Source organism: Pseudomonas sp. Sample_24 (assembly GCF_004307605.1).
Classification (GTDB): Bacteria; Pseudomonadota; Gammaproteobacteria; order Pseudomonadales; family Pseudomonadaceae; genus Aquipseudomonas.
Genome location: NZ_RCNW01000437.1, coordinates 1 through 759, shown reverse-complemented (window position 1 = coordinate 759; position 759 = coordinate 1). Strand labels below are relative to the sequence as shown.

Here is a 759-nt window from a genome sequence, read left to right as displayed (position 1 = left end):
GTACCCTCGTTCATATCCATCTGGACCAGCACATAGCCAGGGAAGAACTTGCGCTCGCTTTTGCGCTTCTGGCCGTTACGCATCTCAACCACTTCTTCAGTGGGAACCAGAATCTCGCCGAAGCCATCTTCCATGCCAGCCAGCTTTACACGCTCGATCAACGAACGCATGACATGCTTCTCGTAACCCGAGTAAGCATGCACAACATACCAACGCTTAGCCACGGGACACCCTTAGCCGACAATCAAGGAAACAAGCCAGCCGAGCAGGGAATCAAGCCCCCACAACAGCAACGCCATAACCAGAACAACAGCCACAACAATCAACGTGGTCTGCGTGGTTTCTTGGCGAGTTGGCCATACGACTTTACGAATCTCGGTACGCGCTTCCTTTACCAGTACAAAGAAAGACTTGCCCTTAACTGTCTGCAGGCCTACAAAGGCAGCTACAGCAGCAATCACAAGCAATGCGAGTACGCGGTACAGGATCGGCGAAGCAGAGTAATACTGATTACCAACAACGCCAACAACCACCAAAGCGACTACCACTAGCCACTTGAGCAGATCGAAGCGAGAGCCTTGAGCTTCAGCTTTAGGAGTCATCTATGAAGATCCTGTGAAAAGAAAGCCAGACACACCGAGTGAATCTGGCAGGTCAGGAGGGAATCGAACCCCCAACCTACGGTTTTGGAGACCGTCGCTCTGCCAATTGAGCTACTGACCTAAAACAAAATCAGGCCGACCATTATGCCGGCCCGAA

Annotated in this window: 2 protein-coding genes and 1 tRNA gene; all 3 read right to left on the bottom strand. The window is 51.8% G+C overall.

What is annotated here, in order from left to right; genetic code table 11:
• Window positions 1-224: transcription termination/antitermination NusG family protein (locus D8V06_RS25520; protein WP_277751317.1), on the bottom strand; the 224-nt coding region annotated here is incomplete at its 3' end.
• A 9-nt stretch (window positions 225-233) separates the two neighbouring features.
• Window positions 234-602: a preprotein translocase subunit SecE gene (gene secE / locus D8V06_RS25515; protein WP_007896620.1), complete on the bottom strand. Its 369-nt coding sequence runs from the start codon at window positions 600-602 to the stop codon at window positions 234-236.
• Between the two features lie 45 nt (window positions 603-647).
• Window positions 648-723, bottom strand: a tRNA-Trp gene (locus D8V06_RS25510).
• Window positions 724-759 lie beyond the last annotated feature (36 nt).